At 45.9% G+C, this 24,128-nt stretch carries 22 protein-coding genes; 10 read left to right on the top strand and 12 right to left on the bottom strand.

The window, feature by feature from the left end:
- Positions 1-244 precede the first annotated feature (244 nt).
- The 12 genes from ACE1CM_RS07900 to cysE form a co-directional block, all read right to left on the bottom strand.
- Positions 245-610, bottom strand: coding sequence for a hypothetical protein (locus tag ACE1CM_RS07900; RefSeq protein ID WP_374876855.1), 366 nt, complete (start codon positions 608-610; stop codon positions 245-247).
- Positions 611-621: 11 nt separating this feature from the next.
- A complete protein-coding gene (locus tag ACE1CM_RS07895; protein ID WP_374876854.1) occupies positions 622-1,050 on the bottom strand; it encodes an ArsC/Spx/MgsR family protein in 429 nt (142 codons plus the stop codon).
- 84 nt (positions 1,051-1,134) lie between these two features.
- Entirely contained in the window at positions 1,135-3,294 is a 2,160-nt protein-coding gene (locus ACE1CM_RS07890; RefSeq protein ID WP_374876853.1) for a PAS domain S-box protein, read from the bottom strand.
- A gap of 238 nt (positions 3,295-3,532) precedes the next feature.
- Positions 3,533-5,788, bottom strand: coding sequence for an EAL domain-containing protein (locus tag ACE1CM_RS07885; RefSeq protein WP_374876852.1), 2,256 nt, complete (start codon positions 5,786-5,788; stop codon positions 3,533-3,535).
- 404 nt (positions 5,789-6,192) lie between these two features.
- Positions 6,193-6,771, bottom strand: a complete 579-nt coding sequence (locus tag ACE1CM_RS07880) for a (2Fe-2S) ferredoxin domain-containing protein (protein ID WP_374876851.1) — start codon at positions 6,769-6,771, stop codon at positions 6,193-6,195.
- Positions 6,772-6,988: 217 nt separating this feature from the next.
- Positions 6,989-7,192, bottom strand: a complete 204-nt coding sequence (nifT, locus tag ACE1CM_RS07875) for a putative nitrogen fixation protein NifT (protein WP_374876850.1) — start codon at positions 7,190-7,192, stop codon at positions 6,989-6,991.
- Positions 7,189-7,455, bottom strand: a complete 267-nt coding sequence (locus ACE1CM_RS07870) for a nitrogen fixation protein NifZ (protein WP_374876849.1) — start codon at positions 7,453-7,455, stop codon at positions 7,189-7,191. Before ACE1CM_RS07870 ends, nifT begins: the two co-directional genes overlap by 4 nt.
- Positions 7,442-8,575 carry a homocitrate synthase gene (gene nifV / locus ACE1CM_RS07865; protein WP_374876848.1) on the bottom strand — a complete coding sequence of 378 codons (1,134 nt, stop codon included), beginning with the start codon at positions 8,573-8,575 and terminating at the stop codon, positions 7,442-7,444. Before nifV ends, ACE1CM_RS07870 begins: the two co-directional genes overlap by 14 nt.
- 190 nt (positions 8,576-8,765) lie before the next feature.
- Positions 8,766-9,002, bottom strand: coding sequence for a DUF2949 domain-containing protein (locus ACE1CM_RS07860; RefSeq protein ID WP_374876847.1), 237 nt, complete (start codon positions 9,000-9,002; stop codon positions 8,766-8,768).
- A 142-nt stretch (positions 9,003-9,144) separates the two neighbouring features.
- Positions 9,145-9,675 carry a Dps family protein gene (locus ACE1CM_RS07855; protein ID WP_374876846.1) on the bottom strand — a complete coding sequence of 177 codons (531 nt, stop codon included), beginning with the start codon at positions 9,673-9,675 and terminating at the stop codon, positions 9,145-9,147.
- 158 nt (positions 9,676-9,833) lie between these two features.
- The gene (locus tag ACE1CM_RS07850) at positions 9,834-10,088 is read right to left on the bottom strand and encodes an Asr1405/Asl0597 family protein (protein ID WP_374876845.1); all 255 of its coding nucleotides are present in this window, start codon (positions 10,086-10,088) and stop codon (positions 9,834-9,836) included.
- Positions 10,089-10,274: 186 nt separating this feature from the next.
- Positions 10,275-10,889, bottom strand: coding sequence for a serine O-acetyltransferase (cysE, locus tag ACE1CM_RS07845; protein WP_374876858.1), 615 nt, complete (start codon positions 10,887-10,889; stop codon positions 10,275-10,277).
- Positions 10,890-11,926: 1,037 nt separating this feature from the next.
- On the opposite strand from cysE, the gene nifB reads away from it, so the two are divergent.
- The 10 genes from nifB (at position 11,927) to nifN (ending at position 24,099) form a co-directional block, all read left to right on the top strand.
- Positions 11,927-13,381 (top strand): nitrogenase cofactor biosynthesis protein NifB, encoded by a 1,455-nt coding sequence (gene nifB / locus ACE1CM_RS07840; protein WP_374876844.1) that lies wholly within the window; start codon positions 11,927-11,929, stop codon positions 13,379-13,381.
- Positions 13,382-13,423: 42 nt separating this feature from the next.
- A complete protein-coding gene (locus ACE1CM_RS07835) occupies positions 13,424-13,771 on the top strand; it encodes a 4Fe-4S binding protein (RefSeq protein ID WP_374876843.1) in 348 nt (115 codons plus the stop codon).
- Positions 13,772-13,848: 77 nt separating this feature from the next.
- On the top strand, positions 13,849-15,054 hold the full coding sequence (nifS, locus tag ACE1CM_RS07830) for a cysteine desulfurase NifS (RefSeq protein ID WP_374876842.1): 1,206 nt from the start codon (positions 13,849-13,851) through the stop codon (positions 15,052-15,054).
- A 151-nt stretch (positions 15,055-15,205) separates the two neighbouring features.
- Entirely contained in the window at positions 15,206-16,132 is a 927-nt protein-coding gene (nifU, locus tag ACE1CM_RS07825) for a Fe-S cluster assembly protein NifU (RefSeq protein ID WP_374876841.1), read from the top strand.
- A 267-nt stretch (positions 16,133-16,399) separates the two neighbouring features.
- On the top strand, positions 16,400-17,275 hold the full coding sequence (gene nifH / locus ACE1CM_RS07820) for a nitrogenase iron protein (protein WP_374876840.1): 876 nt from the start codon (positions 16,400-16,402) through the stop codon (positions 17,273-17,275).
- Positions 17,276-17,392: 117 nt separating this feature from the next.
- Positions 17,393-18,832: a nitrogenase molybdenum-iron protein alpha chain gene (nifD, locus tag ACE1CM_RS07815; RefSeq protein ID WP_374876839.1), complete on the top strand. Its 1,440-nt coding sequence runs from the start codon at positions 17,393-17,395 to the stop codon at positions 18,830-18,832.
- Positions 18,833-18,963: 131 nt separating this feature from the next.
- Positions 18,964-20,505 carry a nitrogenase molybdenum-iron protein subunit beta gene (nifK, locus tag ACE1CM_RS07810; protein WP_374876838.1) on the top strand — a complete coding sequence of 514 codons (1,542 nt, stop codon included), beginning with the start codon at positions 18,964-18,966 and terminating at the stop codon, positions 20,503-20,505.
- 233 nt (positions 20,506-20,738) lie between these two features.
- Complete coding sequence (locus ACE1CM_RS07805) at positions 20,739-21,074, top strand: Mo-dependent nitrogenase C-terminal domain-containing protein (RefSeq protein ID WP_374876837.1); 336 nt, start codon at positions 20,739-20,741, stop codon at positions 21,072-21,074.
- 157 nt (positions 21,075-21,231) lie between these two features.
- On the top strand, positions 21,232-22,596 hold the full coding sequence (gene nifE, locus ACE1CM_RS07800) for a nitrogenase iron-molybdenum cofactor biosynthesis protein NifE (RefSeq protein ID WP_374876836.1): 1,365 nt from the start codon (positions 21,232-21,234) through the stop codon (positions 22,594-22,596).
- A gap of 195 nt (positions 22,597-22,791) precedes the next feature.
- The gene (nifN, locus tag ACE1CM_RS07795) at positions 22,792-24,099 is read left to right on the top strand and encodes a nitrogenase iron-molybdenum cofactor biosynthesis protein NifN (RefSeq protein WP_374876835.1); all 1,308 of its coding nucleotides are present in this window, start codon (positions 22,792-22,794) and stop codon (positions 24,097-24,099) included.
- Positions 24,100-24,128 lie beyond the last annotated feature (29 nt).

Here is a 24,128-nt window from a genome sequence, read left to right as displayed (position 1 = left end):
GATTTTTCAGGTGAAATCCGGTTTCTTTGTCTAATGCCTCATCAGAGTCGGAGGCAATCGGGTTTCTTGCTGATATCTCTCGTTGTCCAACCAAAGATTTTTCAGGTGAAATCCGGTTTCTTTGTCTAATGCCTCAGAGATTTAAAGCAAGATCGTCGTTTCTACAGGAAAAGCAAGTTTTATGCACTTCAAGCAGCTCCTCTGCTCACCTGCTCACCTGCTCCTCTGCTCACCTGCTTCCCTCTCAAGGTGAATACTTATAAACAAATAATTCATCCACCCGCATTTCAAAAGCTGTGCCCATACCAGGCGGCGGTTCAACGCGAATTTTGGCATTTTTTGCCAATTTCTTGAGGACGCCGCCCAGTTTTACCAACGATTTTAATACGCGCCAATTCGTAACTTCATCGGGGCATTCTATCACCAAAGTGGGCGCTTTTCCAGTGGTAATATACCACCCACAATTAGATAGTAATGCTTGCTGCCGCTGGGTGCAAGCTTGGAAAAAATGCTTGGCGAGCGACTGTTCCAAGTTCCAACGCATTAAACTATCTTTGAGGTCTAGATTGGGCGGCGGTAAATCATCTGCTGGTAAGGAAGGATTATTCATGATGCTAACTTTTAGATGGGGGACTTACAAGGGGTTGTTGCGTGACTGCGGGGACAGGTTTCGATATCTTGAGGTTTGTTATCGATTGGACGTAAACCAATCTGTGCCTCTACTTTTTCGAGATTAAATCCTACCATTAAAACCTCCTCCACTTGCATTAAAGGACGCCGAATTAAAAGCGGATCTGCGACCATCAATTCTAAAGCGGTTGACTCGTCTAATTGTTCCGGAATAATTTCTCCCGATTTAATGCGAGGGGCGCTATAGTTAAACCACTCGCTAACGGGTAATTCCCCAAAAAACGGACGGAGCGTTTCTGCTGTCCAAGGCGTTTTCAGGAGATTTCGAGCGATAACTTCGTGTCCCGCTGCTACCAGCATGGCTTTTTGCTTGGTATTGTTAATGCAGCCAGGTTTTTCGTAAAAAATTACAGTCTTCATGGTTGGTTTTGTTGCTAATTGCTAATTGCTAATGGGTAATTGGTAATGGGTAATTGGTAATATTTCCATTACCCATTACCCAATTTAACTTTGCCGAATTGGAATTTCGATAATGAATTCCGTTCCTTGACCGGGTGTGGAAATGCAGTGCATGTTACCTTGGTGTTTTTCTACAACAATTGAGTAGGAAATTGACAATCCTAAACCCGTTCCCTTACCAATGGGTTTGGTGGTAAAGAAAGGTTCAAAGATGCGGCGGCGAACATTTTCTGGGATTCCCGGTCCATTGTCGCAAATCCGAATTACAGCTAAGGGTATTCCCGGACAAGTTTCTGCAATATCCTCCCCTGTTTCCGGACATCTAATTGAAGTATAAATCGATATTTCCCGGGGAGCATCTTGCGTTTCAATGGCGTCAATTCCATTGGCGATTACGTTCATAAACACTTGGTTTATTTGACCTGGATAGCATTCGATGAACGGCAACTTTCCATATTGTTTAGTTACTTGAATTTCCGGATAATCTGGTTTGGGTTTGAGGCGGTTTTGCAGAATCATTAACGTACTGTCGATTCCTGTATGAATATCCACCGCTTTTAGCGCAGATTCGTCATGTCTGGAGAAGTTGCGTAAGCTGAGAACGATGTCGCGGATGCGATTGGTGCCTAACTTGATCGAATCTACAATCTTGGGTAAGTCCTGACACAAAAATTCTAAATCGCATTCTTGTATTTTCTGTTTAATTTCCTTTGTTTGTCGAGGATATTGCTGTTGGTACAAATGCAAAATTTCTAGCAATTCGTGACTATATCTCTCGATATGGGGAAGATTCCCGTAAATGAAGTTAACCGGGTTGTTAATTTCGTGAGCAACTCCCGCTACGAGTTGTCCTAAAGAAGACATTTTCTCGCTTTGAACTAATTGCATTTGGGTGCGTTGCAGCTGGTGAAGGGATTTTTCCAATTCTTCGGCTTTTTGTTTAATTTGAGCTTCTTTTGCTCGCAAAGTTGCTTCTACTTTTAAGCGTTCGCTAATGTCTAGGATGACCGCCAGAAATACAGGAGTAGTACCCTTTTCTCTTAACAGTTGTAAGTGGACTTCTACTGGATAGGTACTCCCGTCTTTACGCTGGTGAATGCTTTGGAAGACTAATTTTTCTTCTTCGCCAGAAAGTAAGGGTGCGATGGCGCGGCGAAAGTCCTCTTCTTTGAGCTTTGGTTTGATATCGTAAGCGGTGAGGTTTCGCATCTCTTCTGTCGAGTACCCCATGTTGCGCCGCACCCTAGCATTCACATATTGAAACCGCAAAGATGCGGCATCGAATATATAAATTTCATTCCAGATCAGGTCGAGAACTTTCCAGAGACGCTGCTGTTTATTTTCGGTAATATCTAATCCCATTTCTACAACTTTTAATTCCCCATTGATATCTACAAAGGGATAGTTGTAAATTTCATAAGTGCGTCCGTGGCGATGGTCGATCCATTCCCAACTTTGAGTCTTTTTGGTGGCAAATACCGTGCAGGTGGGACAAAGGGAACAAGGTGTTTTGGTGCGTGGTAAAGCTGAGTCATCCTCTTTACTAACACACTCAGGTTTTGACGCTACTTCTCCATCCAAAATGAAACATGCTTTGTGGTTCGGTTCGCCAAAAATCTCCCGAAAGCGTTGGTTATAAAACCCTGTTGAGTTTTCGGCTCTAATATGTAAAAATACGGGCAGTTGCTCGAGCAGCGCATAAAGGCTTTGTCTTTCTTTTTTCAGCGCTTTCACTTCTTGAACTAGGAAGTCAGAGGACGCGGTGACGCGGGGACGCGGGGACGCGGTGAAATCTTTACTCTCCCCGTCCCCCCGTCTCCCACTCTCCGTGTCCTCTTCTCTAGCTACTGCATAAATTAGTTTCTCTTCTGAACAAGATAAACTCCAAGACAGCCAGCGATAACTACCATTTTTGTGACGATAGCGATTTAACAGATGGCAGGGACGATCTGGTTGACAATGTTGTAAAGTTGCTAGGCTGACCGATAAATCCTCTGGATGCACTAATTCTAGCCAAGATATTCCCAAAAGTTCCCCAGGATTCCAGCCTAAAATTCGGCTGACTGCCTGGTTTATTTGTTGAAAGTTTCCTCGCTTTTCTAGGACGCAAAATATGTCAGGGGATAAATCGAAAAAAGCTTTAAAATCAATCTTTTCTTTTTTGAGCTTATCGACTTTTTGTTGGGGTGCGGTTGAGTTTTTCATCTGAACTTTCTTGCCTCTGTTTTGGGAACTAATTTAATCCTTGTCAATTTAAAAAAGCGTTTTTTTTTCGGCTTCTTTAAACTGGCTAATTCCTCATCTCTCGACAGTAATTGCTCATAAAATATTAAGTTTATGAGCAATTACCTCCGATGAATTAGTAGTTAGCTACTCTACAAGACAGAAGCACCCCGATCTAATATCTTTCGATATTTTTAATCTTCTATTTACTCTTTTTAATTCAATCTTGATACTCCATTCGCTGCTTGCGCCCCGCGGCTAGCAACAACCCAGCAGCATTAGCGTCTACAGGTGGGGAGAGATAGTTGCCTTGTACCTGTTCGCATTTCAATTTTTTCAGTTGCTCTAGTTGCAGTGCTGTTTCTACCCCCTCTGCTATCACATCCATGCCGAGATTGTGAGCCAAGTTAACAATTGTCCAAAGGATGGCGGCATTGTGGCTCTGCTTGCCGATCTGACTCACAAAAGAGCGGTCAATTTTTAAGGTATTGAGGGGGAAGCGGGTGAGGTGTGATAGAGATGAATAACCCGTGCCAAAGTCGTCAATACACAGACCAATTTGGCGTTGTCTCAATTGCTGTAGCATGAGAGCGGTTTCCTCTGAATCATCGATCAGGGTGCTTTCGGTAATTTCTAGTTTCAAACAGTTTCCGTTTAACCCTGTTTCCCAAATAATTTTGTCGATCTGTTGCACGAGTCCGGGGTGAAGGAATTGTTTGGGAGACAAGTTTACGCTCACGATCAATGGCTGTGCAGTGGGAAATGCTAGTTGCCAGATTCGCATTTGCAGGGCTGCTTGTGCCAATACCCAACGCCCCAAAGGTACAATTAATCCGGTGTCTTCGGCTAAGGGGATAAATTCACCCGGTAAAAGTTGTCCTCGTTGTGGGTGTTGCCAGCGCAATAAGGCTTCAAACCCAGAAATTCTGCCGGTGACTAAGGAAAAAATTGGCTGGTATTGCAGCGTGAATTCCCGACGGTTTTCGACGGCTTTTCTCAGGTCATTTTCTAGCTGCAATGACTCTAGTGCCCGATCGTACATTTTGGGGTTAAATACGGCGTACCCGGTGAGGGTTCGCTGCTGTTTGACGCAATACATGGCGGTATCTGCATCGCGCAGAACGTGGGTGGGTTCGTCGTGGGCAGCGATCAAGTTGTTGGTAACTGACGCCCTGGGTGAACCGCTGAGGACGATGCCGATGCTGGCGCTGGCGAATATTTCGTGTCCTTCGATGTAAAACGGATGGGCGATCGCTTTCACAATCCTTTCGGCGACAAAAGTGACATCGCGCACTTCGCTGATGTTTTCCAGCAGGATGGTGAATTCGTCTCCCCCCAGTCTGGCGACGGTATCGCTGGGACGCAGGCAGCTTGTCAGGCGTTCGGCAAAGGCTACCAGTAACCGATCTCCGGCTAGGTGTCCCATGCTATCGTTGATTAGTTTTAGCCGGTCTAGGTCGAGGAATAATACGGCAAATAAGCGCCGGGGATATTGTTTGACGCTGGCGATCGCTGCTTCCAGGCGGCGCAGAAATAAGGCGCGATTGGGTAACCCGGTGAGGGCGTCGTGCCAAGCGTAGTGTCGCAGTTGTTCTTCGACTTGCTTGCGTTCGGTGATGTCTGCGATCGCTCCCACATACCCAATCGTACTCCCCGACCTTCCCGTTTCTGCGGTTGCTTGGGCTATCACCCACACCACCGTTCCGTCGGGGCGCAGGATGCGATATTCGCAGGACTGGAACGACAAATTTTTCGCCACTGCCTGATACCATTCGGTCAGGACGCGCACCCGGTCTTCGGGATGAATCGTTCGCACCCACCCTTCTCCCATAGCTTCTCGCACTTCGACGCCATTGAGTTGACACCAGCGATCGTTGACTTGAATATACTGCCCCAAAGCATCGGTACAAAATATGCCTACTGGCGATAAGTTTACCAGGGTTTGATATTGATTTTTGCTTTCCCGCAGCGCGGCTTCTGCTAATTTGCGCTCGGTGATTTCAAACTGAATCGTTAGATATTGGAGCGGTCTGCCTTGCTCGTTTAAAAATGGCACGACTGTGCTGCTTACCCAATAATCTCTCCCATCTTTGGCGCGGTCTTTAATTTCTCCTTGCCAAACTTGTCCCTGGCTAATCGTTAACCACAAATGCTGGAAAAATTCTCTGGAATGATATCCAGAGTTTAGCAGGGTAAAGCTTTGACCTAGCAGTTCCTCCCGGCTATACCCAGAAATAACGCAAAATTTGTCGTTCACGTAGTTGATGATGCCGTGCGGATCGCTAATCGCAATAATTGCTGCTTGGTCTAGGGCGTATTTAATATCTGATAATTCTTTCAGTGTTGTTTGCAGTCTGTTTTCTACTTTTGAACACTTGATGCCCTTGCAACTGTAGCTTTTTAGCTCGATTACGCATGGCTCGTAATTTTCTATTCTTTCTGTACCATATTCTTCTTGCACTTCTCTAGCATTCATATCAGTAATATTTCCTGAGTTAATTTGGCATTTAGTTTCAGCAATTCAAGGTTATACAAGATTAGGTATATATTCTACCCTCGTTTTTAAAATATTTGTTGCGCCTCAGTTTATCCTTCTCTCCTTTTTGCAATTTTTTAACCTTTGTAACACATTGTTAAATTATTATAAATTTTTTATGAGCTGTTTGCGTGCAGTTACCTAAATTTACCGCATTTTAACCAAATTGCTATATTATAATATATAATACAATTTTGGTAATCTTTTAGTATAGCCGATTACACAAGTGGTTAAAGAAGCGAAAAATTTTAATTTTTTCGTTGCCGATGTAAAATAAAAAAAATTAGTCATTAGTGATGAGTAATTTTACTCCTAACTAATGACTAATGACTAATGACTAATGGCTAATTCTGTAATAAATGTTGGGCGACGAGATCGGCGACCTCGTTGGGGTGCATTTTGCTACAGCGAGTTTTACTCGGCATTAACATCATATTGGGAGCAGAAGAACAGCGTTTTTGGCAACCAGTGCGTTCGATTTCCACGCTGTCTAGCAGTCCGCGATCGCACAAAACTGCCTCTAATTCTTGACAAAGTTTCTTAGCACCCCGTTTCTGACACCCTGATTTTTGGCATACCAGAATTTTGGCTTTTGGTTTAGTGCAGCGGGAGCGGTCTGACTTGGGAGAAGCAGAGGGAGAAATCTCTGAATTTTGGTAGAGTTTGTTAATTTGATAAGCTTTAAATTTAGGTTCATCTTTACATTTCTTTAGCTTGGTTTCGCCAAAGATTTGAATCCAGTCACCCGGCATTAAAACTTGGTTGAGACTGACGCGGGACTCCTTAGAAAGTTTAATTGTCAACTCGGTTGAACCAACCGCAACTCGCAAGTATTTGAGTTTCCCTCCCGACTCCTGGATAAACCCTAAAAATTGTCCCTCAAGGCTGAAATGTGGCTGCCGATGCAAATTGTATAAATCCATAATCTTGTTCCTGGTTGAAAAATCATAGGTATTGGATACAGATGCAGGTTTCTAGTGAATAGGGATAAGCTTTCCCAGAAACCCGGTTTTTTGAATAAACCGGGTTTCTTAATCAAAAACAAGGGTGCAAGATCTAAACCGACCCGCTTAACCATTAGCAATTAGCAACTAGCAATTACCAATTACCAATTACCAATTACCAATTACCAATTACCAATTAAGCAACTCGCTTCCCTTCAACTGTTAGAGGAAGTTGAAAAGGTTCGGACAGATTGGGAAAAATCATTTCCCATCCATTGGCTAGAACGAAAATTTTTCCTTCCGGGCCTTCTTTTTCGCTAACCACTTCCTCTTCTAAGTCTTTTTTGGCGACATAGACGGTTAAGTGTCCGGCGTTGTTGCGGCGTAACATAACTTTCATGATGCTTCCTCCACGGATTCTAATTCTTTTTTGCGACAACCGATAACCACGCCCTTTTCTAAGAAATGCACCGCGTAGATATAGTACATTTGTAAATAAGTGCCGATGCCAACTACATAGCCGACATCGCCCTTTTTAGCGAGCGGTGTCCCCACATCGATACCGGGAAAAGTGCCGTCATTGCGAATTAGTTTCCGCAACCGGACTTTTTGTTCCATTTCAAACACGGGTGGTTCGGCTATTTCAATTTCATCTGATTCCATGAGCGACCCTCCGGTTGTTTACTAAATCGATCAGTTCTTCTTCAGTTAAACTGCGCTTTACTTTTACCGATAAATTCCGCACCTGCTCTAAAATTAACTGAGTTTCTTCGGGATCGAGGGCGATACCGTGTTGTTTTAGCAAGTCGGATAGTAGATGCCTACCTGAATGTTTACCCAGAACTAAACGCCGCTTCCAGCCAACTTCTTCTGGCGCAAAAGGTTCGTAGGTAGCGGGATTTTTCAGGACGCCGTGAGCGTGGATACCTGATTCGTGAGCGAAGGTATTTTCGCCAACAATTGCTTTCCAAGGCGGGACGAAACTGTTAGATGCTTTCGCTACGATTTGAGAAAGATGCCGGAATTGACGGGTATCGATACCCAAATCGAGGGAGTAAACTCGTTTAAGTGCCATTACCACTTCTTCTAAAGGGGCGTTACCAGCGCGTTCGCCCAATCCGTTGACAGTGGTATTCACTGATTTAGCACCGGCGCGAATACCGGCGATCGCATTCCCCGTAGCCATCCCCAAATCGTTATGGGTGTGCATTTCGATTGGAATCGACAAAATCGAAACCAATTGGCTAACTTTTTCGTAGGTAGTAAACGGATCTAAAATTCCCACGGTGTCGCAGAAGCGAAACCTAGATGCACCTAATTCTTGAGCGTATAACGCTACTTCTACCAGAAAGTTTTCATCAGCTCTCGAAGAATCTTCCCCGCCAACGGATACGTATAAACCTTTATCTTTGGCGAAACTGACAGTTTCTTGTAGCTTAGAAAACATGGTGCGCGACTGTCCCTGAAATTTAACTTGAATTTGAATTTCAGAGACGGGGACAGAAATATGGACTCGCTTTAAACCTGCTGCAATTGACGCTTGTACATCGCTAATAACCGCACGATTCCATCCCAGCAGTTCAGCTTGCAAACCTAAATCTACAATGCGAGCGATCGTTTGTCTTTCTTCGACTCCCATTGCGGGAATGCCGATTTCTAATTCCGGTACGCCAATGGCGTCTAGGAAGGTGGCGATCGCAATTTTTTCTTCTGGGGTAAAAGCAACTCCCGCTGCCTGTTCCCCATCCCGAAGTGTTGTATCGTTGATTTGGATGCGATTCACTGCACTTACCTCGTAAAGTTGTTAGTTGTCGGTTGTCAGTTGCCCGCTATCAGTTGTTGGTTGTTTTTTTTACTTACTACTGACCGCTAACCACTGACCACTGATTACTAACCGTAGAGCCTGGAACCGTCATTTTGGGTTTTGAGTTAAAAACTTGTTACCCTTTAACTCAAAACTCAACAAAACGAAATCATACTTGTGCAAAGCGATCCAGTTGCCCGGATAATAGCCAATTAGCAGCTTGAAACTGAGTGCGACTGTCTAACCAATCGTAAATTGCGGTAAGCTGTTCTAGGGAAACTAGACCGTATTGCCACAGCACCATTGGTAAAGGTTCATCCCCTTGTTTGCGGTTGCGGAGTGCCACGGCGATCGCAGAACTAGAAATCGCCAGATCATCTTGTAAAAAGTTGATGAATTCGCTCATTTTCTTACTGGATTCCATGACACTACCTTCAACCGATTTTAGATGAGAGATTGCAGATTTGAGATTTGAACTTATTTCAGATTTCCGATTTGAGATTTCAGATTTAAATTCCAACTAAATCTGCAATCTGCAATCCTTCAATCTAAAATTTCTTTAGGCTATCTTCAGCTAGGAAGTGAGCTAGATGAAAAGCTCGATCTTCAGTCGCTAGAAGAATTTGTTCGTACAGGTAACGAGTCGCGCGATCGCCGATACTTTCTGCTTGCGCTGCTTGACGGCGAATGATACCGATAACTGCCTGTTCTGCTTGCAAATCGTGTTCTACCATTGTCCGGGAATTGAAAATCCCGTCATCTTCTGGGCTAAAACAACACAATTCGGCTAACTTGCCAAAGCTGGCTACAGGCGTGCCTCCCAGACCATTCAAGCGTTCCCCAATGTCATGTACGTGACCTTGGACTGCTGTATAGCTGTCTTGAAAAAACTGATGCAGATCGTAAAATTCCGCGCCTTCGACTACAAAGTGTTGTTTTTGGTATTGCAGGTAAAGCGCTTGAAAACTCGCTAGGGCAATATTCAATCCTTCAATCGCCGGAACGGTAACTTCCTGTCCTAAACCGACAGGATTATCTTCCACTTTTCCGAAGGATTGTTTAACGGTAACTTCTGTCATTAATTCACACCTAAATACAACTTTGCTAATTGGTAATTGGTAATTGGTAATGGGCAATTGGTAATGGGTAATTGGTGATTGGTAATTGGTAATGTTTTTGATTAAAGCCTTGCAATTACTACATTACCCATTAGCCATTAGCCATTAGCCATTAGCCATTACCAATTTCCAAATTTCCAACACCGTTCCAGCCAATCGATTAATTCAGACCGAGAAGCGATAAACTGTAACACGGTACTGCGGACTAGAACGGCATCAATACTGTTATTAACCTCGACGCGCAACGAACCATCATTCGGACAGCAACAGGGAATGGTGAGTTCTTGCAGGCGGCGATATACTTGCCAGCGGTCTAGTCGGGAAATTTGTACGACTTGACCCGTCAAGGCGTCTGGAGGAGGGAATTTAGACATGTTCCTAAGAATTTTGCTGTAGGGAAATTTCGAGCGTAGAAACCGGGTTTCTGGGTAGATCTCTGTTGGGGATGAATTATTTTTCATAGAAACCCGGTTTCTTTGCGTAGTCCTGAAGTTGTTGTTCGAGTTTCTCCGATTGTAGAAACCGGGTTTGTTTCGGAAACCCGGTTTCTAGGCGCGGGTTTATTTGCGTAAGTCCTGGAGTTGTTGTTCGAGTTTCTCGATGCGATCGCACAGCGACCGAATTACCGATGCTTGGGTATCGGGTAATTGTGCGTGTTCCAAGGGACATCCGATACCCTGCTTAGAAACGATCCGTCCCGGTACGCCAACAACTGTGCAGTCAGAAGGCACTCCTCGCAGCACAATCGAACCAGCACCGATGCGGACGTTATTGCCAATTGAAATATTGCCCAATACTTTCGCACCTGCACCCACAACGACATTCTTCCCTAACGTGGGATGGCGCTTACCCGTTTCTTTGCCCGTCCCGCCCAGAGTGACGCCCTGATAAATCAGCGTATAATCTCCCACAATCGCAGTTTCGCCAATCACGACGCCCATGCCGTGGTCGATAAACACGCCCTTGCCAATCGTAGCCCCTGGGTGAATTTCAATCCCGGTTAACAGCCGCCCGATGTGAGAAATCAGGCGCGGGATGACACTCACCTTGCGGACGTGCAACCAATTGGAAATGCGATGCAAGCAGAGGGCATGAAAACCCGGATAGCATAACAGCACTTCCAACCAGTTACGCGCAGCAGGATCGCGCTCAAAAATAATGCGAAAGTCTTCTATAAAGCGAGGCCTCGCCTCTAGGATCTCGCTCCCAGACTGAGCCTGGGAGCGAGGAGAGTGGGCTTCTGCCTCCGGTCTGAGGCTGGCTTCCCCCTGGTGTGCAGAGGTCTTGCTAGTGGGTGGTGGAGTGAAAATTTGTAGCATTAGCTTTAGGGGGAAAGCAACAAACACTTTCAAATGCTTATAACAAATGCCTTCCGCCCCGGCGTTTCACCCCGTGCAGATTTGATTAATTAGAGTTATTAGATTTGTACTCAAGGCTGGCGATCGCTCTACAATCAACCTTGAAAAATAATTTTGGGGTAGGGGTACTGGTATTTCTGGGGTATGGCACAAGTATTTCCGGCAGGGGGGACTTGTATTTTTGTACTCAAAACAATCCCCTCTTGATGAGGGTTTGAAGCCATTTCTCCTGAGTACTATATATAGGATCGGTTTGTACTCAAGCCCCGTTTTTTCCCTTTCCCGTTTTTATCTTAACAAATTTTGTTTCGATTGCTACCGTTTAAAAAAAAGTGCTATTTTAGATACAGAATGAAATTCCGTGGTCGCGCTGGGGTAGCCGACGACAGGAAGGGCGAAGACAGTAAGTTTCGCCCTTATGTTTCGCCCCTACTCCAGTTTTTTCAACTCCATATAAGTTTTTGAGTACAGGGCGGAACACTCAAAAAAAGCCGTCTGGGCAGCCTCAAATCCAGTCCCAGAGAGGCTTTGACCTTGAGTACAAAAATTCCAGCACCCTAGACCAGAAATACCCGTACCCTAGCTAAGAAATACTCGTACCCCTACCCCAAAAAAATTTTTTCAGGTTGATATGACAAGGGTTTGAGGGCTTGAGTACAAAACTAATTAATCCAATAAATCTGAATCTGCGCTCAACAGAATTGTTCGCCAAGGAACTGCTGTTATAACTTTCCCATAACGTCACGCACTGAAATCCAGCAGACAACAATTGCTGAAACGAGTGCATGGACGAAGGTTGAAACGCATCTTTTCGGTTTTTCGGTAACGGCTAGTTTTTTAACCACGGAATTTCAATGTCACCAACCACTGAACTACTTACAACAAAGGAAGCAGTAGCGGGAACTCAAGCACCTGCGGCTGCCAAAAAATCAGGTGGCTGCGGCTGTAGTTCCACTTCCTCAACGGAACCATCGCTGGATGAAAAACTCAAACAGCGGATTGAAAAGCACCCCTGCTACAGCGAGGAAGCGCATCACCACTACGCCCGGATGCACGTTGCAGTTGCTCCCGCTTGCAACATCCAGTGCAACTACTGCAACCGCAAATACGACTGTGCTAACGAAAGTCGCCCCGGCGTCGTCAGCGAACTGCTAACCCCAGAAGAAGCCGCGCACAAAGTCCTAGTGGTGGCGAGTAAAATTCCCCAAATGACAGTTTTGGGAATTGCTGGTCCTGGCGACCCGCTAGCCAACCCGGAAAAAACCTTCCGCACGTTTGAACTAATTGCAGACAAAGCCCCGGATATCAAGCTGTGCTTGTCAACCAACGGTTTGATGCTGACGGAACACGTTGACAAGATTAAACAACTCAACGTCGATCACGTCACCATCACTATTAATATGGTTGACCCGGAAGTCGGCACGAAGATTTATCCCTGGGTTCACTACAAGCGCAAGCGCTACAGAGGCATCGAAGGGGTCAAGATCCTCCACGAGAAGCAAATGGAAGGCTTGCAAGCCCTCAGAGAAGCCGATATCCTGTGCAAAGTCAACTCGGTGATGATTCCCGGCATCAACGACGAACACCTGGTTGAAGTCGATAAGGTGATTCGCGACAATGGTGCATTCCTGCACAACATCATGCCGCTAATCTCTGCACCAGAACACGGCACCTACTTTGGTTTAAACGGACAGCGCGGTCCCACACCCAAAGAACTGAAGGCACTGCAAGATAATTGCTCCGGCAACATGAAGATGATGCGCCACTGCCGTCAGTGCCGCGCCGATGCAGTAGGTTTGTTGGGCGAAGATCGTTCTCAAGAATTCACCAAAGAGAGCTTCTTGGAAATGACGCCGGAATACGACATCGAGAAGCGTCAAGAAGTCCACGCTCAAATCGCCAAGGTACGCGAAGAGCAAAAGGCAGCTAAAGATGCCAGAATTGCTGCGAAGAAAGCTGCCAATACGCCCAAGATCCTCGTGGCGGTGGCAACTAAAGGTGGTGGAATGGTTAACCAGCACTTTGGTCATGCCCGCGAATTCCAAATCTTTGAAGTTGACGGGACCCAAGCCAAGTTTGTTGGACACCGGAAAGTAGACCAATACTGCCAAGGTGGTTTTGGCGAGGAAGAATCCCTCGACGGCATGTTGAAGATGCTGGAAGATTGCAAAGCCGTTTTGGTTTCTAAGATCGGTCACTGTCCGCAAGAAAGCTTGCAAAAAGCCGGAATTGAACCAGTAGAAGCCTACGATTTAATCGACAAGGTGGCGCTGGAGTTCTATCAAAAATGGATAAGTGCTAATGGCTAATGGCTAATGGCTAATGGCTAATCGCTAATAAAGGAGGAGGCGATGACTTACACGATTACTAGCAGTTGTATTGGGTGCGATCGCTGTTTATCTCAATGCCCCACGGGCGCAATTTCCAAAGATGGAGATACCCTCTGGATTAATCCTAAACTCTGCAACGGCTGCGCTGGTTTTTACCGAGTACCTCAATGTCAGGCTGTTTGCCCCACAAACAAGGGTATTGCTCGTTTAAGTCCCGTCTCTTCCATTTCTAGCGGTGATTACTGGGACTCTTGGTTCAACACCTACAACCAATTAGTAGAAAAATTGAATAGTAAAAAACCACCCACTTATTGGGAGAAGTGGTTTAATAGTTACTCCCAAGAACTCCAGAAAGTAATCAAGCGCTAATGGGTAGTGGGTAATGGGCAGTAAATCATTACCAATTACCAGTTACCAATTACCAATTACCAATTGCCAACCTAACCATGTCAGTCATTTATCTAGATAACAACGCTACAACAAGGATAGATGAGGCGGTTGTAGAGGCGATGATGCCCTACCTGACTCAGTATTACGGCAATCCCTCCAGTATGCACACCTTTGGCGGACAAGTTAAAAAAGCCGTCCAAACTGCAAGAGAACAAGTTGCCATCTTATTGAACGCGGATCCGGCAGAAATTGTCTTTACCAGTTGCGGAACCGAAGGAAATAATGCAGCAATTCGCGCCGCAATCGCTTCCCAAGCAAATAAGAAGCAAATCGTGACGACGCAAGTCGAACATCCTGCGGTTCTCAATGTCTGCAAAACTTTAGAAAAGCAGGGTTATTCGGTCACATATCTTTCTGTTGATCGGCAGGGACGCCTGGATCTAGATGAAGTTGATGCTGCCATTACAGGTGGTACGGCGCTAGTTTCGATCATGTACGCCAATAACGAAACTGGGACGATTTTCCCAGTCGAACAAATTGGCGCAATCGCTAAAGAAAAAGGCGCGATCTTCCACGTCGATGCTGTACAAGCAGTGGGTAAAGTACCCCTGAACATGAAGAACAGCACCATCGATATGCTCACCCTTTCCGGTCACAAACTGCACGCGCCCAAGGGAATTGGTGCATTATACGTGCGGAAAGGCGTGCGCTTCCGTCCCTTCCTGATTGGCGGACACCAGGAAAGAGGACGCCGAGGCGGAACGGAGAACGTACCGGGTCTAGTAGCTTTGGGTAAGGCGTGCGAGTTGGCGCTACAGCATATCGGCGACGTGAAGAAAGAGAAAGCGTTGCGCGATCGCTTAGAAAAAGGGTTACTCGCCGCCATTCCCGACACCGAAATCAACGGATATCCCAAAGAAAGACTCCCCAATACAACAAATATCGGCTTCAAATATATCGAAGGCGAAGCCATTTTACTTTCCCTCAATCAACACGGGATTTGCGCCTCCTCTGGTTCTGCATGTACCTCCGGTTCGTTAGAACCATCCCACGTATTGCGAGCAATGGGATTGCCATATTCCGTCTTGCACGGTTCAATACGTTTCTCCCTTTCTCGATATACCACCGACGCAGAAGTTGACCAAGTACTAGCAATCATGCCAGAAGTTGTAGAAAGATTGCGTGCCATGTCGCCCTTCAATTCCGACGCCGCATCCTGGCTACAAGAACACGAAAAGAACTTGGCCTCAGCTAATCGCTAATTTCAGATTGCAGATTGCAGATTGCAGATTTTAGATTTGAAATCCCTCAAATCTAAAATCTGAAATCTCAAATCTGAAATCCCTTAAATCTGCAATCTGAAATCTCAAATCTCAAATTTTCTTAACACTTTACCCCTTCACAAAAACAGCCATGTGGGACTATACTGAGAAAGTAATGGAACACTTCTACAATCCCAAAAATCAGGGAGCGTTAGAAGCCACCGAAGAGACAGGAAAAAAAGTAGTCACCGGAGAAGTAGGAAGCATAGCTTGCGGAGACGCCCTGAAACTTCACCTCAAGATTGATGAAACTAGCCAAAAAATTGTTGATGCCCGCTTTCAAACCTTTGGTTGCGCTAGTGCGATCGCATCATCATCTGCCCTCACCGACATGATTATCGGTATGTCAGTAGATGAAGCAGTAAAAGTTACCAACCGAGACATTGCAGAATTCCTGGGAGGACTTCCCGAAGAAAAAATGCACTGTTCGGTAATGGGAGCCGAAGCACTAGAAGCAGCGATTTACAGCTACAAAGGCATTGAATTAGAAACCCATGAAGAAGATGAAAGCACCTTAATTTGTAAGTGCTTTGGTGTCACAGAAAACCGGATTCGGAAGGTGGTTAAACAAAACAAACTCACCACAGCCGAACAGGTAACAAACTACATCAAAGCCGGGGGCGGATGCAGCACTTGTTACGCAGATATCGACGATATAATCGCTTCTGTTTGGTCAGAGATTGAAAATGAACCAGAAACGAGTTATGATGACTATAACGTAGGAGTCGCAACCGATATAGCAGTAGCAAAAGAAGAAGGAAGCGAACCTCCAGTCAGACATCTGACCCCGATGCAAAAAATCAACTTGATCCAACAAGTTATAGAGGCAGAAATCAGACCGTTCTTAAAGGCAGATGGGGGAGATATAGAACTGTACGACGTAGAAGGCGACAAGGTAAAAGTTATCCTGCGAGGCGCTTGCGGAACTTGTCCCAGCAGTTTAGTCACCCTCAAAGTTGCAGTCGAAGCCAAATTACAAGAGCGCGTCCTGCCGACGATCGCAGTCGAAGCAATCTAAACGAAGAGTCATGACCCAAGACTCATGACCAATCAGCTATCACGAATAACCAAACACCGAACATGAACAAGAAGTATAGAGGAGAGCGATCGCCTCCAGCGATCCTCCCTTTCCCCCACCCCATCTCATAACCATTCCCGCGAGATGGGCCTTAACCAACCTAAAGACAGCGGTTGGCAGTTAGTTGAAAAATGCCACTTCCCCAACTAACCACCAACCACGAGACAACGACACAAACCAACCTATTAAGCAGAGAGACACAAAATTATGCGTCAAATAGCATTCTACGGCAAAGGCGGTATCGGTAAGTCTACCACTTCCCAAAATACGATCGCTGCTTTATCCCAAGCCGGGAACCGCATCATGATCGTAGGTTGCGACCCCAAAGCTGACTCTACCCGCTTAATGCTCCACAGTAAAGCACAAACCACAATTCTGCACTTAGCAGCCGAGCGCGGTTCCGTAGAAGACCTAGAAATCGACGAAGTATTGCTCACAGGCTTCAACGGTGTCAAGTGCGTTGAATCTGGCGGTCCAGAACCAGGGGTAGGTTGCGCCGGACGGGGTGTAATCACCGCCATTAACTTCCTGGAAGAAAATGGCGCTTACGAAGACCTGGATTTCGTCTCCTACGACGTATTAGGTGACGTTGTGTGCGGTGGTTTCGCCATGCCAATTCGGGAAGGCAAAGCCCAAGAAATCTACATCGTTACCTCCGGCGAAATGATGGCGATGTACGCAGCTAACAACATCGCTCGCGGGATTCTCAAGTACGCTCACTCCGGCGGTGTACGTCTCGGCGGTCTGATTTGTAACGAACGTCAAGTCGCCCACGAAGTCGAACTGATCGAAGAATTGGCTCGTCGTCTGAACACCCAGATGATCCACTTCGTACCTCGCGACAACCAAGTACAACAAGCAGAACTGCGCCGGATGACGGTAATTGAATACTCGCCCAAGCACAAACAAGCTGAAGAATACCGCCAGTTGGCTGACAAGATTCAAAACAACGACGACCTGCGGATTCCGACCCCCATCACGATGGACGAACTAGAAGCCCTGCTGATGGAATTCGGCATCCTGAAAGAAGAAGACGAAAGCGTCATCGGTGTAACCGAAGATGGAGTCAAAGTCACAGCCTAATCGCGACTAGGGTATGGGGTGACGGGGCAATGGGGGATTGATACCCCACCCCCAACCCCTCTCCCTCTCACCTCTCTTCAATGTGCGCTACAAAAATAATGCCGGAGAAGACACAAAATGAGCGACGTAGTTCAAGAAAATAGAGACCTAATTAAAGAAGTTCTGGCAGTATATCCCGAAAAAACTGCCAAGAAACGCGAAAAACACCTCAACGTATACGAAGAAGGCAAAGCCGATTGCGGCGTTAAATCCAACATCAAATCCAACCCAGGTGTTATGACCACCCGTGGTTGCGCCTACGCCGGATCGAAGGGTGTGGTTTGGGGTCCGATCAAAGACATGATTCACATCAGTCACGGCCCCGTTGGATGCGGTTATTATTCCTGGTCAGGTCGCCGCAACTACTACATCGGCACCACGGGTATTGATACCTTTGGTACGATGCATTTCACCTCCGACTTCCAAGAAAAAGACGTAGTATTCGGCGGTGACAAAAAGCTCGCCAAACTGATAACTGAACTCGAAGAATTATTCCCCCTCAACAATGGGATTACCATTCAATCTGAATGTCCGATTGGTCTAATCGGGGATGACATTGAAGCAGTCGCCCGTAAAGCCACTAAAGAAACTGGAAAAATGGTTGTTCCAGTACGTTGCGAAGGCTTCCGGGGTGTATCTCAATCCCTCGGTCACCACATCGCTAACGACACAGTTCGTGACTGGGTATTCGACAAAACCGACCTGGACAAACTTGAATTCGAGTCTACTCCTTACGACGTAGCAATCATCGGTGACTACAACATCGGTGGTGACGCTTGGTCTTCCCGCATCCTGTTAGAAGAAATGGGACTGCGCGTAGTAGCCCAGTGGTCAGGGGATGGCACTCTCAACGAGATGAAAGTCACTCCCAAAGTGAAATTAAACCTGATTCACTGCTACCGTTCGATGAACTATATTTCTCGTCACATGGAAGAGAAATATGGTATCCCCTGGTTAGAATATAACTTCTTTGGCCCCACCAAGATTGCCGAATCGCTGCGGATGATCGCTGAGCGATTTGACGACAAGATTAAAGAAGGTGCAGAGCGAGTTATTGCCCAATACCAAGCTCAAACCGACGCCATTCTAGAAAAATATCTCCCCCGCTTGCAAGACAAGACCGTCATGATCATGGTGGGTGGATTGCGTCCTCGCCACGTCGTTCCCGCCTTCTACGATTTGGGAATGAAGGTCATCGGTACGGGTTATGAATTCGGTCACAACGACGACTACAAACGCACGACTCACTACGTCGATCACGGCACATTAATCTATGATGACGTAACAGGATTCGAGTTTGAAGAATTCGTCAAGAAACTCAAACCCGATCTCGTAGCTTCTGGCATCAAAGAGAAGTATGTCTTCCAAAAGATGGGTCTGCCCTTCCGTCAGATGCACTCTTGGGATTATTCCGGTCCTTATCACGGTTATGACGGCTTTGCTATCTTCGCGCGGGATATGGACATGGCATTAAATAACCCCACTTGGGATCTAGTCAAGACTCCTTGGAAAAAATAGGCAATCGGTAATAGTTAATGGGTAATCGGTAATAGATAGCACTTGCCAAAAACGAATGACCAATTACCCATTAGCAATTAGCAATTAGCAATTAGCAAATCGCAGACCACGGAATTTTTGGAGAGACTACAATGGCTCAGAATAATATTGACCAGATCAAAGACCACGCCGAACTATTTCACCAACCAGAATATCAAGAACTCTTTGCCAAGAAAAAGGCCGAGTTCGAGGCAATGGCTCCTGATGAGAAAGTAAAAGAAGTTGCAGATTGGACGAAGACTTGGGAATACCGGGAAAAGAACTTTGCTCGCGAAGCTTTAACCGTTAACCCCGCAAAAGCTTGCCAACCTTTAGGTGCTATTTTGGCAGCCGTAGGGTTTGAAAAAACAATGCCCTTCGTTCACGGTTCTCAAGGTTGCGTTGCATATTTCCGCACCCACTTTACCCGCCACTTCAAAGAGCCATTCTCTGCGGTATCTTCTTCCATGACAGAAGACGCAGCAGTATTCGGCGGTTTGAAGAACATGATCGAGGGTTTGGCTAATACCAAAGCCATGTACAATCCCAAGATGATTGCCGTCTGCACCACCTGTATGGCAGAGGTTATTGGGGATGACTTGAACGGGTTTATTGGTAACGCCAAAAATGCTGGTTCTATTCCTCAAGATTACCCAGTTCCTTATGCACATACTCCTAGTTTCGTGGGTTCCCACGTTCTGGGTTATGACAACATGATGAAGGGTATTCTTTCCTGCCTCACAGCTAACCAAAAGAAAGAAACCACCAACGGCAAACTGAACTTTATCCCCGGTTTTGAAACCTACATCGGTAACCTGCGGGAAGTCAAGCGGATTCTCGGTTTGTTTGGCATCGACTACACCATTCTGGGCGATCATACCGATTATTTGGATGCTCCCAACACTGGGGAATATGAAATGTATCCCGGTGGAACCAAACTGGAAGATGCAGCAGATTCCGTGAATGCTGAAACCACCATCTGCTTGCAAAAATACTCGACCATTAAGACGCGGGAATGGATTGCACAAAATTGGCAGCGTCCTACGGAAGTTCTGCGTCCTTATGGAATTAAGGGTACCGATGAATTCTTGCAAAAACTGTCAGAATTAACCGGCAAACCAATTCCGGAAGAATTAACCGCAGAACGGGGACGCGCTGTTGATGCGATGACCGATTCTCATGCTTGGTTGCATGGTAAGAAGTTCGCCATCTATGGCGATCCAGATTTAATCTGGGGTGTGGTTAATTTCTTACTAGAAATGGGTGCAGAACCCATCCACATCGTTTGCAACAATGGTGACGAAGATTTCAAAGCAGAACTCGATGCAGTGTTGCAAGCAACTCCCTACGGTCAAGGCGCGACTGTTTGGATTAAGAAAGACTTGTGGCACCTGCGGAGTCTGTTGTTCACCGAACCAGTAGACTTCTTTGTGGGCAATTCTTACGGTAAGTATCTCTGGCGCGATACTCACACCCCAATCGTTCACATCGGTTATCCCATCTTCGACCGTCACCACTTACACCGCTATTCAACTCTCGGTTATGACGGCGTAATCAACATGTTGAATTGGGTCGTAAACCGCATCCTGGATGAACTAGATCGCAACACGATCGTTCCAGCGAAGACCGATATTTCTTACGACTTGATTCGTTAAGTTTGACCCTCTGGAAGGGAATAAGGAAAAGCAGGATTAGTGTAGTTTCTCCTAGTGTTTGATTCGAGGTAACCCTCAAATGAGTATCCTACTTTTCCTTTTTCCTTTTTCTTTTTTTCGGAACTGACGCAGCGACATTAAATATGGTGGATGGTGCGTTACGCTATCGCTAACACACCCTACTGATAGAAGCTTTACGTAAGTTCTGTTCTTTTTACTTGGAGCGAAGCGAGATGGCAACTCTTACCCCAATTCACGAACACGACCATCACCACCACGAGTTAGTAAGAAACCCAAGACGCCCTGGCTTCGACATCCTCTCTCCCCTGCGTCAATTGGTAGATAGCATCGAAGTTCAAGATAGAAAGATTGCCCATCTGTTTTGCCAACTGATTCCTTGCTGCTGTCCTTTTGAACGCGATGTCAATTTGTTCGGGCGGGTTTTATTCCACATTCCAGCTTTGTGTAAATTAAATCCTCTCTACAACGAGTTTGTATTCTTGCGCTTCCGCGCCCTCTCGTTCCTAGCAGATGTGTGCGGTGAAGATGTAACGAAATATATTTGTTGATTGCTAATTGCTAATAGCTAATTGCTAATTGCTAAGTTGTAAAAATCAACACAATTTTCCAGGGCAATTGGTGATTAGCTATTATGACAAGCCAAAAATAGAGAAGAAAAAGCAAATAGCCATTAGCCATTAGCCATTAGCCATTAGCCATTAAGTCATGAAAATTACTCAATCTAAAATAACCGAACTCCTGAGCGAAAAAGGCTGCGAACACAATCATCAGAAAGAAGGGAAAAAGAAGACAGCTTGTACTAAGCAAGCACAACCGGGAGCCGCTCAAGGTGGATGTGCGTTTGATGGTGCTTCGATTGCTTTAGTTCCGATTACTGATGTTGCACATTTGGTTCACGGACCGATTGCTTGTGCGGGTAATTCTTGGGGTTCTAGAGGTAGTCAATCTTCGGGACCGCAACTTTATAAAATGGGTTTTACGACCGACGTCAGTGAAAATGATGTGATTTTTGGGGGAGAGAAGAAGCTGTACAAGGCGATTAAAGAGGTGAGCGATCGCTACAACCCTGCCGCCGTCTTTGTATACTCGACTTGCGTTACAGCGTTGATTGGGGACGATCTGGATGCCGTTTGTTCTGCTGCTACAAAGAAATTCGGCATTCCCGTCGTTCCGATCAATTCCCCCGGTTTTGTGGGTACGAAAAATTTAGGTAACCGCATCGGTGGCGAAGCATTACTCGATTACGTCATCGGCACGAAAGAGCCAGAATATACCACACCTTACGACATTAATTTAATCGGCGAATACAACATCGCCGGGGAAATGTGGGACGTTTTACCCCTATTTGAAAAGTTAGGAATTCGCGTCCTAGCTAAAATTACCGGCGACGCGCGTTACAACGAAGTTTGCACCGCCCATCGCGCCAAACTCAATGTGATGATCTGCTCGAAAGCGCTGATCAACATGGGGACAAAAATGCAAGAAAGATACGGCATTCCCTACATTGAGGAATCTTTCTACGGCGTCGAAGATATGAATCGGTGCCTGAGAAATATTGCCGACAAATTGGGATGTGAGGACTTAAAAGAAAAAGTCGAAAAACTAATTGCCGAGGAAACAGCAAAATTAGACCTGGCTCTCGAACCTTATCGCCAACGACTAAAAGGTAAGCGAGTCGTTCTTTACACCGGAGGGGTAAAAAGCTGGTCGGTGATCTCCGCCGCCAAAGATTTAGGAATGCAAGTAATGGCGACCAGCACCAAGAAGAGTACTGAAGAAGATAAAGCCAAAATTAAAGAACTCTTGGGCAAAGAAGGCATCATGCTAGAAAAAGGCAACGCCGCCGAACTGCTAGAGGTAATTGCTAAAACCAAAGCAGAGATGTTAATCGCTGGCGGACGCAACCAATATACAGCATTGAAAGCCAAAATCCCATTTTTGGATATTAACCAAGAACGCCATCATCCCTACGCCGGATATGTAGGAATGATCGAAATGGCAAGGGAATTAGACGAAGCGTTACACAGTCCGATTTGGGAACAAGTACGCAAACCAGCACCGTGGGAATAGGGAATGGGTAATGGGTAATGGGTAATTGGTAATGGGAACCAAATACCAACTACCAACTGACAGGAGGCGGGTTTATAGAGGTTGTATGCGATCGCATATATTGCAGGTATTACCCGCCCCTACACAACTACCAAATACCAACTACCAATTACCAATTAGCAATTACCAATTAGCAATTAGCAATTAGCAAATCTTATGGCTACTGTAATTACCCCTACAAAATCCGTTGCTGTTAATCCCCTGAAGCAATCTCAACCCCTGGGTGCAGCGTTAGCTTTCTTAGGTTTAAAAGGAACGATGCCGTTGTTTCACGGTTCCCAAGGTTGCACGGCGTTTGCCAAAGTTATGTTGGTGCGGCACTTTCGGGAAGCGATTCCTTTAAGTACGACGGCGATGACCGAAACAACGACAATTTTAGGCGGAGAAGATAACGTACAAACGGCGCTGTTAACGTTATTAGTGAAAGCGAAACCGGAAATTATTGGACTTTGTACGACTGGGTTAACGGAAACGCGCGGGGATGATATGCAAGGCATCCTCAAAACGATTAAACAGCGCTATCCAGAATTGCAAGATTTGCCGATTGTATTTGTTTCCACTCCGGATTTTAAAGGTGCTTTGCAAGATGGATATGCTGCTGCTGTCCAAAGCATTGTCCAGACAATTCCAGAACCAGGAGATTTGATCGAAGATCAAGTGACAATTTTGCCTTCTTCGGCATTTTCGCCAGGGGATGTAGAGGAAATTAAGGAGATTGTCGAGGCGTTTGGACTCAAACCAATTGTCGTCCCCGATCTTTCCCTTTCCCTTGATGGTCACTTGAACGAAGGGGATTACAGCGCCACGACGACTGGGGGGACGAGTTTAGAGGATTTGCGGCGCGTTGGTGCTTCGGCGTTTACCCTGGCGCTGGGAGAGAGTATGCGGGGTGCGGCGGATGTTCTGATGCAGCGCTTCGGAACGGAATATCAGGTGTTTCCCAGAGTGACGGGATTGAGTGCGGTGGATGAGTTGATGGTGCGACTTTCTTTGGTAAGCGATCGCCCGGTGCCAGAAAAATACCGCCGCCAGCGTACCCAACTCCAAGACGCGATGTTAGACACCCATTTCTACTTTGGTCGCAAACGAGTTGCGATCGCATTAGAACCAGATTTGTTATATGCAACCAGCTGCTTTTTACAAGAAATGGGAGCAGAAATTCAAGCGGCTGTGACTACCACAAAATCGCCCATTTTGCAAGAAGTCCCGACAGAATTTGTCAAGATTGGCGACTTAGAAGATTTAGAACAATTGGCGGTTGGTGCGGATTTACTGATTACCAATTCCCAGGGCACGCGGGTGAGTAAAAAATTGGGAATACCTCTCTATCGGCGAGGATTGCCCATCTACGATCGCCTGGGTAACGGTCACTTCTCCTCAGTTGGGTATAAAGGAACAACCGCCTTGTTGTTTAATATTGGAAATATTTTGTTGGAGGAAGAAGAAGTCAAAAATAAACATTAAAAATTGCCGGTTTTTCAAATTTTCAGGTG

This window comes from Microseira sp. BLCC-F43 (genome assembly GCF_041929235.1).
In the GTDB taxonomy this organism is placed as follows: domain Bacteria; phylum Cyanobacteriota; class Cyanobacteriia; order Cyanobacteriales; family Aerosakkonemataceae; genus Microseira.
The sequence above is the reverse complement of the archived record's forward strand: the minus strand, read 5'-3'. Positions and strand labels throughout refer to the sequence as shown.

Bases quoted from the DNA above. Each gene is read 5' to 3' on its own strand.
- ACE1CM_RS07900 (WP_374876855.1), bottom strand. From the start codon at position 610: ATGAATAATCCTTCCTTACCAGCAGATGATTTACCGCCGCCCAATCTA.
- ACE1CM_RS07895 (WP_374876854.1), bottom strand. From the start codon at position 1,050: ATGAAGACTGTAATTTTTTACGAAAAACCTGGCTGCATTAACAATACC.
- ACE1CM_RS07890 (WP_374876853.1), bottom strand. From the start codon at position 3,294: ATGAAAAACTCAACCGCACCCCAACAAAAAGTCGATAAGCTCAAAAAA.
- ACE1CM_RS07885 (WP_374876852.1), bottom strand. From the start codon at position 5,788: ATGAATGCTAGAGAAGTGCAAGAAGAATATGGTACAGAAAGAATAGAA.
- ACE1CM_RS07880 (WP_374876851.1), bottom strand. From the start codon at position 6,771: ATGGATTTATACAATTTGCATCGGCAGCCACATTTCAGCCTTGAGGGA.
- nifT (WP_374876850.1), bottom strand. From the start codon at position 7,192: ATGAAAGTTATGTTACGCCGCAACAACGCCGGACACTTAACCGTCTAT.
- ACE1CM_RS07870 (WP_374876849.1), bottom strand. From the start codon at position 7,455: ATGGAATCAGATGAAATTGAAATAGCCGAACCACCCGTGTTTGAAATG.
- ACE1CM_RS07860 (WP_374876847.1), bottom strand. From the start codon at position 9,002: ATGAGCGAATTCATCAACTTTTTACAAGATGATCTGGCGATTTCTAGT.
- ACE1CM_RS07855 (WP_374876846.1), bottom strand. From the start codon at position 9,675: ATGACAGAAGTTACCGTTAAACAATCCTTCGGAAAAGTGGAAGATAAT.
- ACE1CM_RS07850 (WP_374876845.1), bottom strand. From the start codon at position 10,088: ATGTCTAAATTCCCTCCTCCAGACGCCTTGACGGGTCAAGTCGTACAA.
- nifB (WP_374876844.1), top strand. From the start codon at position 11,927: ATGTCACCAACCACTGAACTACTTACAACAAAGGAAGCAGTAGCGGGA.
- ACE1CM_RS07835 (WP_374876843.1), top strand. From the start codon at position 13,424: ATGACTTACACGATTACTAGCAGTTGTATTGGGTGCGATCGCTGTTTA.
- nifS (WP_374876842.1), top strand. From the start codon at position 13,849: ATGTCAGTCATTTATCTAGATAACAACGCTACAACAAGGATAGATGAG.
- nifU (WP_374876841.1), top strand. From the start codon at position 15,206: ATGTGGGACTATACTGAGAAAGTAATGGAACACTTCTACAATCCCAAA.
- nifH (WP_374876840.1), top strand. From the start codon at position 16,400: ATGCGTCAAATAGCATTCTACGGCAAAGGCGGTATCGGTAAGTCTACC.
- nifD (WP_374876839.1), top strand. From the start codon at position 17,393: ATGAGCGACGTAGTTCAAGAAAATAGAGACCTAATTAAAGAAGTTCTG.
- nifK (WP_374876838.1), top strand. From the start codon at position 18,964: ATGGCTCAGAATAATATTGACCAGATCAAAGACCACGCCGAACTATTT.
- ACE1CM_RS07805 (WP_374876837.1), top strand. From the start codon at position 20,739: ATGGCAACTCTTACCCCAATTCACGAACACGACCATCACCACCACGAG.
- nifE (WP_374876836.1), top strand. From the start codon at position 21,232: ATGAAAATTACTCAATCTAAAATAACCGAACTCCTGAGCGAAAAAGGC.
- nifN (WP_374876835.1), top strand. From the start codon at position 22,792: ATGGCTACTGTAATTACCCCTACAAAATCCGTTGCTGTTAATCCCCTG.